The sequence below is a fragment of the uncultured Lamprocystis sp. genome (genome assembly GCF_903933125.1).
Lineage (GTDB): Bacteria > Pseudomonadota > Gammaproteobacteria > Chromatiales > Chromatiaceae > Thiodictyon.
Map to the genome: position 1 here is coordinate 1 of NZ_CAIZIZ010000540.1, position 8,877 is coordinate 8,877.

The 8,877-nt window shown below is 65.4% G+C and carries 7 protein-coding genes and 1 pseudogene; 3 read left to right on the plus strand and 5 right to left on the minus strand.

Features of this window, described 5'->3' with window-relative positions; genetic code table 11:
* Positions 1 to 142: 142 nt before the first annotated feature.
* The 4 genes from QZY03_RS29595 to QZY03_RS29610 all read right to left on the minus strand — a co-directional run bounded on the left by QZY03_RS29595 (position 143) and on the right by QZY03_RS29610 (position 3,988).
* Positions 143 to 880, minus strand: coding sequence for a Crp/Fnr family transcriptional regulator (locus QZY03_RS29595; RefSeq protein ID WP_295587586.1), 738 nt, complete (start codon positions 878 to 880; stop codon positions 143 to 145).
* A 6-nt stretch (positions 881 to 886) separates the two neighbouring features.
* Positions 887 to 1,735 carry a response regulator gene (locus QZY03_RS29600; protein WP_295587588.1) on the minus strand — a complete coding sequence of 283 codons (849 nt, stop codon included), beginning with the start codon at positions 1,733 to 1,735 and terminating at the stop codon, positions 887 to 889.
* Positions 1,732 to 3,483 carry an ATP-binding protein gene (locus QZY03_RS29605; protein WP_295587590.1) on the minus strand — a complete coding sequence of 584 codons (1,752 nt, stop codon included), beginning with the start codon at positions 3,481 to 3,483 and terminating at the stop codon, positions 1,732 to 1,734. The genes QZY03_RS29600 and QZY03_RS29605 overlap by 4 nt, the downstream gene beginning before the upstream one ends.
* Positions 3,484 to 3,769: 286 nt before the next feature.
* Positions 3,770 to 3,988: a DUF2892 domain-containing protein gene (locus QZY03_RS29610; protein ID WP_295587592.1), complete on the minus strand. Its 219-nt coding sequence runs from the start codon at positions 3,986 to 3,988 to the stop codon at positions 3,770 to 3,772.
* Positions 3,989 to 4,436: 448 nt separating this feature from the next.
* Between QZY03_RS29610 and QZY03_RS29615 the strand changes: the two are divergent.
* The 3 genes and pseudogenes from QZY03_RS29615 to QZY03_RS29625 form a co-directional block, all read left to right on the plus strand.
* Positions 4,437 to 5,156 (plus strand): annotated as a pseudogene (locus QZY03_RS29615) (diguanylate cyclase); the annotation flags it as partial.
* A 16-nt stretch (positions 5,157 to 5,172) separates the two neighbouring features.
* On the plus strand, positions 5,173 to 5,715 hold the full coding sequence (locus QZY03_RS29620) for an EAL domain-containing protein (RefSeq protein ID WP_295587594.1): 543 nt from the start codon (positions 5,173 to 5,175) through the stop codon (positions 5,713 to 5,715).
* 38 nt (positions 5,716 to 5,753) lie between these two features.
* Positions 5,754 to 8,033, plus strand: coding sequence for an EAL domain-containing protein (locus QZY03_RS29625; RefSeq protein ID WP_295587595.1), 2,280 nt, complete (start codon positions 5,754 to 5,756; stop codon positions 8,031 to 8,033).
* A 258-nt stretch (positions 8,034 to 8,291) separates the two neighbouring features.
* Here QZY03_RS29625 and QZY03_RS29630 read toward each other — a convergent pair whose 3' ends face one another.
* On the minus strand, positions 8,292 to 8,819 hold the full coding sequence (locus QZY03_RS29630; protein ID WP_295587597.1) for a transposase: 528 nt from the start codon (positions 8,817 to 8,819) through the stop codon (positions 8,292 to 8,294).
* Positions 8,820 to 8,877: the final 58 nt, after the last annotated feature.

Genomic DNA, 8,877 nt, shown 5'->3' on the forward strand with positions numbered 1-8,877 from the left:
GTGCCGGCTTGGATCTGGCCGGATGAATGATCAAGGCCGACCGTCGGCGTGTCGCGACGGGGCCGGGGGCTACTGAGATTTCACGGTCATCAGCGCCTGTACCCGTCCAGCGAAAATGACCTGAGGGCAAGGCCCGGCGGTCTCAGGGAACAGTATCCTGGCGGTACTGCACATCGCCCAGCAGGCGGCCCAGTTCCGTCTTCACCAAGCCGTAGCACTCGCAGGCACGGGTTTCGAGCCCCTGCCGATCGACCACCGTGATGTGGCCGCGGCGATAGCGAATGCAGCCGCGCTGTTGCAGCGTGCGGGCCGCCTCGGTGACGCTTTCGCGGCGCACGCCCAGCATGCTGGCCACCAGTTCCTGCGTCATGACCAGTTCGCGCTCCGGGGCCCGATCCAGCGTCAGGAGGAGCCAGCGGCTGAGTTGCTGCTCCACCGAGTGATGACGGTTGCAGGCTGCGGTCTGCGCGGTCTGCGTGATCAACGCCTGCATATAGCGCAGCAACAGGGGCTGCAGCAGACCAGCCCCATCGAATGCCAGTTTCAGGCGGCGGCGCTCCAGGCGGTACGCGTGGCCCGCCGTCTGCACGACGGCCGAGCTGGGTGTGGAGTCGCCGCCCATGAAGAGCGAAACGCCGACCATGCCTTCATTGCCCACGCCGGCGGTCTCGGCTGCCGCGCCGTTTTCGGTGACATAGTGCAGCGAGACAACCGCGCTGGTTGGAAAATAGGCATGGTGCAGCCGCTGGCCCGGCTCGTAGAGCATCTCACCCAGCGCCAGCGGGCAGGGTTCCAGGTGCGGCGACAGGGCCGCGAACTCGAGGTCGGGCAGCGCGCCGAGCAGATGGTTCTGATTCGGACTGTGGCGGGCCGGGGGCATCGCGCGTCAGGCGGCCGCCGTCGCGGTCGGCGTTGGCCTGGGCGTGGTTTCCACGCCGATGCCGCGATAGCCGATGAAGCGGCACGCCCGGGTGAACCGCGGCTCGCCGCTGACCCGGTACTGCTGCTGCGAGCCGTCGGCGTTGACGCGGCTGAAGGGGAAGTCCAGGAACGGCTGGCGGGCGGCGATGGTGGCGCGGATGGCGGCGCGCTCGGTTTCGTTCCAACAGCCAGTCGGCGGTGGCGCGGCGGCGTCCGGCGCCACCCCGTCGGGAATCCCCAGCATCGCCATGACCGGGCCCGATACCGTGGTGAAGCGGCCGGTCTCGTCCTGCTCCCAGTACCAGTCCGACGCCAGTTCGGCGAGGCTGCGGTAGCGGGCCTCGCTGTCGCGCAGCTCCAGGGTGCGGGTCTCCACCGTCTGCTCCAGCAGCAGGTTGTACGCTTCGAGTCGGCGGTACAGCAGCCGCACTTCCAGCATGTTGCGGATACGCGTCTTGACCTCCACCAGGTCGAAGGGCTTGCTGACAAAGTCCTTGGCGCCGGCCTGCAAGGCGCGCAGTTTGTGCGCCGGCTGGGCGGTGAGCACGATGACGGGCAGATAGCTGTCGGCGGCCTGCGCCTGCAGTGCGGCCATCACCTGAAAACCGTCCATACCGGGCATCTGCAGGTCGAGCAGGATCAGGTCGTAGTCGTGGCTTTGATGCAGCGCGCACACGCATGTCGGATCCATCGTCGCGGCCACGCTGGTATAACCCGCGTCGCCGAGCAGGCGCTGCAAGAGCTTCACATTGGCATCCTGATCGTCGACGATCAGGATGCGCGCGGCAAGGATCTCCTGTTCCGGTAATGTCATTCTATTCTTCCTGGGCTTGAGGGTTTGCCGGCGACTAGCGCGAAATCGAGCGCCAAGTCCAGCGTGTCCATGAATTCGCCCACCTTGATGGGCTTGGTCAGATAGTGAAAGAAGCCGGCCTGCATGCCCTTTTCGATGTCGCGGGGCATGGCATTGGCGCTCAGTGCGATCACCGGGATCCGCGCCGTGGCCGGGTCCTCGGCCAGGATGTGCAGTGCCGTGATGCCGCTGATGCCCGGCAGGTTGATGTCCATCAGGATGATATCCTGCAGGCAGGCGCGCGCCATCTCCACGCCCTGCCGGCCATCGCGTGCGCTCAGGAGCCGGATGTCGGGCCGCCGCGCCAGCAGCCGCTCCACCAGCATCAGGTTGGCCGGGTTGTCTTCCACACAGAGCAGGGTACGCAAGGCGCTGTCCGCGGGCACCGGGGCAAGCACCGCCAGCGGGGTGTTGGACGGTTCGGCCGTCAGTTGCGATGCCGCGGTCGTGTCCAGTTCGATCCAAAAGGTGCTGCCCAGTCCCACCGTGCTGTCGACCCCGATGGCGCCATCCATCAAATCCATCAGGCGTTTGCAGACGACCAGGCCAATGCCGGTGCCTTCCTGTGACCCGGTCTCCTGCCCCAGGCGGTTGAAGGGCTGGAACAGTTGTGCCAGCTTATCGGCCCCCAGGCCTTCGCCCGTGTCCTGCAAACTGATCCGGGTGCGCGCGTCCGCCGCGGCGGTGCAGCGCACGTCCACGCGGCCGCCGACACGGTTGTACTTGATGGCGTTGGACAACAGGTTGACCAGCACCTGCTTGACGCGCGTGCGGTCGGCGCGCACCAGCCAGGGCCCTTCCAGCACCGGGAAATGCACGTGGATGCCGCTCTGCTGGACCTGCGGCTCGATCATGGCCTCGCAGTCGGCCAGGACCTCGGCGAGCGACATGGGCTCGGGCGACAAGGACAACTTGCCCGATTCGATGAGCGCGAGATCCAGGATTTCGTTGATCAGATCGAGCAGGTACCAGCCGGCCTGCAGGATCTGATCGATGCAGTCCTTCTGACCGGGCGTGGGCGGCGGTGTGCCGGTTTCCATCAGTTGGGCGAAGCCGAGCACGGCGTTCAGCGGCGAACGCAGCTCGTGGCTCATGCAGGAGAGGAATTCCGACTTCGCCTGGTTCGCCTCCTCGGCCGCCACCTTGGCCTTTTTCAGTTCCAGGTGGCTGTCTTTGAGCACGGCGTCCAGGCGCCGGCGCTCCGCCTCCACCTGCTGGCGTGCCGTGTTGTCGGTACCGATCAGCAGATAGCCGATGATGGCGTTGGCCGCGTCCTGCAGCGCCGTCACCGACACGACGGCCGGCAGGCGGCTGCCGTCCTTGCGGATGTAGGTCAACTCGTAAACGTCTTCCATGCTGCGCCGCGCCTTGAATACCAGGGCTTCAAAGCCCGGCGCAATGGGCGTGTCGCATTCGATGCTCAGCGCCAGTGCCCGCGCCACCAGTTCCTGGGGGTCGGAAATGTCCGCCGGGGTGATGCGGTTCACCACCTCACTGGCCGCGTAGCCCAGCATGCGTTCGGCACCCACGTTGAAGATCTGGATGATGCCGCGCTCGTCGGTGGCGATGCTGGAGAAGTTGGCACTGTTCAGGATCGCGGTCTGCAGTGCGCCGGTCTTGAGCAGGATCTGCTCGCGCTGGTCTTCGGTGACGGCATTCGCCACGCCAGCCGAGCCTGCACCGGGGGCACCAGTTCCGTTTTTGCGCATGAGCAATGTCCGATTCGACGCAAGTGGGGCCGCGGGGCGGTGAGTGACTGCGCCGCAGGTCAGGGGTGCGGGGCACCCAAAAGGACAATGACAGATCGGGCCGCAGGCATCTGTACGGTACCGCACGCGGGGTGGCGGCCTGACGTGCCGCTACGGCTGCACTGTGTCGCGGCCGGGGACCGCTTCGGCCGTGTCGGAGCGACCCCCGGTTGCGATCAGGCGCAGTGAGGGCCGCTCGTCGAAACCGATGACCGAAGCCACCTGATTCGCCGGCGGCCGTTGCGACCTATTTGACCTCAGGGGTGGCGCTCTTGTTGGTGCTGAAATTAAAGGCGGCGTAGGCCGGGCAGAAACGGAAGTAGGCAGTGGCGATCAGGACGGCGCCGATCACCGCGGAAAGCCAGCTGCCGCCGCGAACGGCGCCGATGATCAAGAGGATCGCGACGCCCAAGCGAGCCAGCCGATCTGTATTACCGATGTTGCTTTTCTTGATGTCGAAGTTCATAACGCGTGCTCCAGTGAATGATGATAGACCTTGGCCTCCGTGCCGGATCGGATCGCGACAGGCCCGCATGGAACCCTGCCGCCATTGCGATCAATTCCACCCCGCTCATTGCGGATCGGTCGCAACGCACGGCGAAGATGATGATCGCCCGCCGTGATGGCCGTTTACCGTACGCCGCAAGGCGTCGTCAGTCAATGGGCTGGCGAACACAGGGTACGGCTCGGTGAACTTCCTTTTTTCTCCTGGTTCCCGCATGACCCTGTGTGGTGAGCCGCACCGAACGCGTGCGCGCTTGGGTGTAAGGTGACGCTTAGTGTCGCTTTCACAGGCGCATCCGGTTGTTTTCGGCCACGCGCCGGAGCGATGCCGCCTTTACCACTTCCGCACCTCTGGAGCCGCCATGGCCAACTTCGGGGACATCAACCACCAGTCCCTAACCGATCTGCTGATGACCCTGCGCCGCGAGGCACATGATCCCGTCGACCCTGCTCACGTGGTCCAAGATCTGGAAATTCATCAGATCGAGCTGGAACTTCAGAATCGGGAACTGCGCGCGGCCCAACAGGCGCTCGAGGAGTCCCGCGACCGCTACGCCGACCTGTACGACTTTGCCCCGGTCGCCTATGCCACCCTCACCGGCCAGGGCCGGATCACGCAGATGAACTTGACCGCCGCCCAGTTACTCGGGGTCGAGCGCGGTCGGGTTCCAGACCATTTCCTGGGCACGCGGCTTGCCCCAGGGAACGGGCGTGCCCTGCGCGACAGCCTGACGCGGGCGCTGCGGACCGGGGCGGATGAGTGCCTGGAAGTCGGCCTGGAGTGCGCAGCGGAGGCCCGACGCGACCTGCGCCTGATCATTCGCCGTGAGCGTCCGCGCCCGGGCGAGCGGACCAGCGATGCCTGCCGCGTGATCCTGCTGGATATCACCGATCATCTGCGGTTGACCGAACGACTCAAGGAGCGGGAACTTCAACTGGAGCATCTGTCGGAACACGACACACTCACCGGGTTACCCAACCGCTTGCTGTTCACCGACCGGTTGGGCCAGGCCATCCGTCAGGCCCATCGGGAGCGGCAGCAGGTGGCCTTGTTCCTTGACCTGGACGGGTTCAAGTCGATCAACGACAGTCTGGGACATCCCGCCGGGGATCAGATCCTGAAACAAGCCGCGGAACGCATGCCAGATGAAGGCGTGGCAGGATCAGGGGTTGCTGACCGACGCGGCGGTCTGGGTCAACCTGTCGAACCGCGATATGCAGAACCCGGACCTGGCGGAGACCATCGGGGGAATCGTGAGCGCGGTCGGCCTGAATCCCGCCGCCCTGGCAGTGGAGATCACCGAGACCTGGATCATGGCCAACCCGGAGTCGGCGGTCGGCAATATCCGCCACCTCCAGTCCCTGGGAATCGAGGTCGGCATCGATGACTTCGGCACGGGGTATTCTTCCCTGGCGTCGCTCAAGCGCCTGGCGGTGCGCGAGCTCAAGATCGACCAGTCTTTTGTCGCCGGGCTGCCGGGTGACGCGGACGGCTGTGCCATCGCCCGCGCGGTCATCGCCTTGGGCGAAGCCTTGGGGCTCAAAGTAGTCGCCGAGGGGGTCGAAACCCAGGCGCATGCGGAGTTCCTCACGACCGCGGGGTGCCGGATCGGCCAGGGTTATCTTTACAGCCGGCCGCTCCCGGCGGAAGAATTCGAGGTCTATGTCAGGCGCCAGGGCTTACTCTAGTCGGGCATCGAGTGCTTTTTTAACCTGCGGAGGCCGCGATGGCGGATTTCAGGAACATCGACAATCGTTCACTCACCGAATTGCTCGCCGACCAGCAACGCGATGCGCTGGACGCCGCTGATCCGCGCCGGGTAGTTCAGGACCTCCAGATCTACCAGATCGAGCTGGAACTCCAGAACCGGGAGTTGCGCGAAGCGCAGCAGGCGCTGGAGGAGTCTCGCGACCGCTATGCGGACCTCTACGACTTTGCCCCGGTGGCCTATGCGACCCTCACCCGTCAGGGCCGGATCACCCAGATGAACCTGACCGCCGCCCAGTTGCTGGGGGTCGAACGCGGACGGGTCCCGGATTTGGTGTTGGCCTCGCGGCTCGCCCCCGGCGACGGGCGCATCTTGCTCGCCAGCCTCGCGCGCGTCCTGAATACCGGCGATGAGGAATCCATTGAGGTCACCACGGGACACCTGCCCGCGGGCGAGCGTACGCTCCGGCTGGTGATCCGCCGCGAGGGGTTGCCCGCGGCCGGGAAGTCAGCGACGGCCTGCCGCGTCGTGCTCCTGGATGTCACCGAGATCAAGCGGGCACAGACCGTCGTTCTTAACCAGCAGCGCTTCCTCCAGTCCGTCGTCGATGGGATCGCGGACCCCATCCGGGTCATCGGCCTGGACCAGCAGGTTCTGCTGATGAACGCGGCGGCGCGGGCGGCGGATGCGGGCATGGATGCGTTCACCGAACGCGGCACCGCCGTCAGTCAGATTGTCGGCGACGCCGCGCCAAACGAACCCGGTTCGGCACCGGCTCTGGTGGCGGGCGGCCCCGCGACCAAGGATGTCCAACGCCGTCAGGGACCGGACGGACAGATGCGTTGGATCGAACGGATCAGCGCCCCGTTGCGTGGTCCCGCGGGCGAGATCGCGGGCGTGATCGAGTCCTCCCGCGACATTACCGAACATCTGGATCTGACCGGACGGCTCAAGGAGCGGGAGGTGCAACTGGAGCACTTGGCGCACCACGATGCACTGACCGGACTGCCCAACCGCTTGCTATTCGCCGACCGCCTGAAGCAGGCGATGCTGCAGGCCCATCGGGACCACCGGCAGGTGGCCGTGCTCTTCCTGGATCTGGACCGGTTCAAGGTGATCAACAATACCCTGGGGCACCCCGCCGGGGATCAGGTGTTGAAGCAGGTGGCGCAGCGGATGCGTGACCTGGTGCCGGAGAGTGATACGGTCGCCCGCCTGGGCGGGGATGAATTCGCCATCCTGCTCGTGGCCTTGGAGGAAGGCGACAGCGCGGGGCTGGTGGCCCACAAGCTGCTCACGTCCTTCGCGCAGCCCTTTATCGTGGCCGGCCAGTTGCGCTATGTGACCGCCAGCATCGGCATCAGCCTCTACCCCGAGGATGGTGATGACGTCGCGGTGCTGGAGCGCAATGCCGACGCGGCCATGTACCGCGCCAAGGACCAGGGCCGCGGCAGCTTCCGTTTCTACACCGAGGAAATGACGGCGCGGGCCTTTGCCCAGGTCACCTTGGAGTACGCCCTGCGCCAGGCGCTCACCAATCGCGAATTTGTCCTCAACTACCAGCCCCAACACGACCTGGGCACCGGCGGCGTCGTCGGTGTCGAGGCGCTGATCCGCTGGCATCACCCGCTGCTGGGCCTGATCGGACCGGAACGGTTTCTGCCGTTGGCGGAGTCCAGCGGACTGACGCTCCCCATCGGGGTCTGGGTCGTGCAAACCGCTGCCGCCCAGATGAAGGCGTGGCAGAACCAGGGGTTGTTGGCGGGTGCGGCGGTGTGGGTCAACTTGTCCAACCGCGACATTCAGAACCCTAACCTCACTGAGACCATCGAGTGCATCGTCAAGGCGGTGGATCTGGAGCCCGGGTCGCTGGCGGTGGAGATCACCGAGACCTTGGCGATGGCCAACCCGGCCTCGGCGGCCGGGGCGGTCCATCGCCTTCAGGGGCTGGGCATCAAGGTCGGGATCGATGCCTTCGGGACCGGCTACTCGGCCCTGGCCGCTGTTGATCGTCTGGCCTTGCGCGAGTTCAAGATCGATCGATCATTCGTCGCCCGACTCCCGCAGGACCCGGCCGGCTGCGTCATTGCCCGGGCGGCCATCGCCCTGGGCCGGGCGCTCGAGTTGCGCGTTGTTGCCGAGGGGATCGAGACCCAGGCCCAGGCGGATTTCCTCAAGGCCGAGGGGTGTCGGATCGGGCAGGGACACCTGTTCAGCCCGGCGCTGCCCGCGTCCGAGTTCGCGGCCTATGTCAGGGGTCTGGGTGCGGTCGCCGCGGTGTCCGATGCTACCGGCTAAAGCCTCGACCTCCAGTTTGGCACCATAACCGGAGGCCGAGGCTTTAGCCGGTGGCCAACCGGACGTCGAGGCTTTAGGTGATTTCCGGGAAAACATCTACCGCCGTGTAGGGGCGAATTCATTCGCCCCTACAATCCAACAGGCTTTCTGCGCATGCGCAGTCGGGATGCCTATTAACGGAAATCGCCTTAGGGGCGACTAAAGTCGCCCCTACACGTTGGTACATCGTTTCCCGGAAATCACCTTAGCCGGTGACGGCTAGAAGTCGTCGCCCGCAATCCCCGTGATCTCTGCGGCCCGGTTCAGACAGTCATCGAGCCAATCCTGTCCCCGGGTCCGCAGGAAATACCGGTAACTGGAGAACTCCCATTCGCCCGGATGGGCCACATATCCGTGCTTCACCGGATTGCTGTGGATATAGTTGAATCGCGCCCACCAATCCTGCGGAGTACGGATGCAGGTATCCCAATAGTTCTGCCACACCACCCGCCCTCGCATCCCGGCACGGGTGTTGAACGCATGGGCCGAGGCGCCGTGCAGTTCGGTCACAAAGCGGCGCAATTGCTGCCGTGGCGGCGTCTGGAACAACAGGTGATAGTGCTGATCGAGAATGACCCAGGCACGCAGCCGCATTTCAAAGCGTCGGGTCTTCGCCTGCAACACCTCGCGAAACAGGCGCTTGTCCTCGTCCGCCCGAATCAGGGGCGCACGACCGAAGGTCGACGCGGTCAACAGATACCACTGTGCGTCGAAATAGAGGTGCGGCGGGCGGTGTCGATCGGTCATCCCCGGGTTCTCCGTGCTGTCCACCGGCTAAAGCCTCGGCCTCCAGTTTGGCACACAC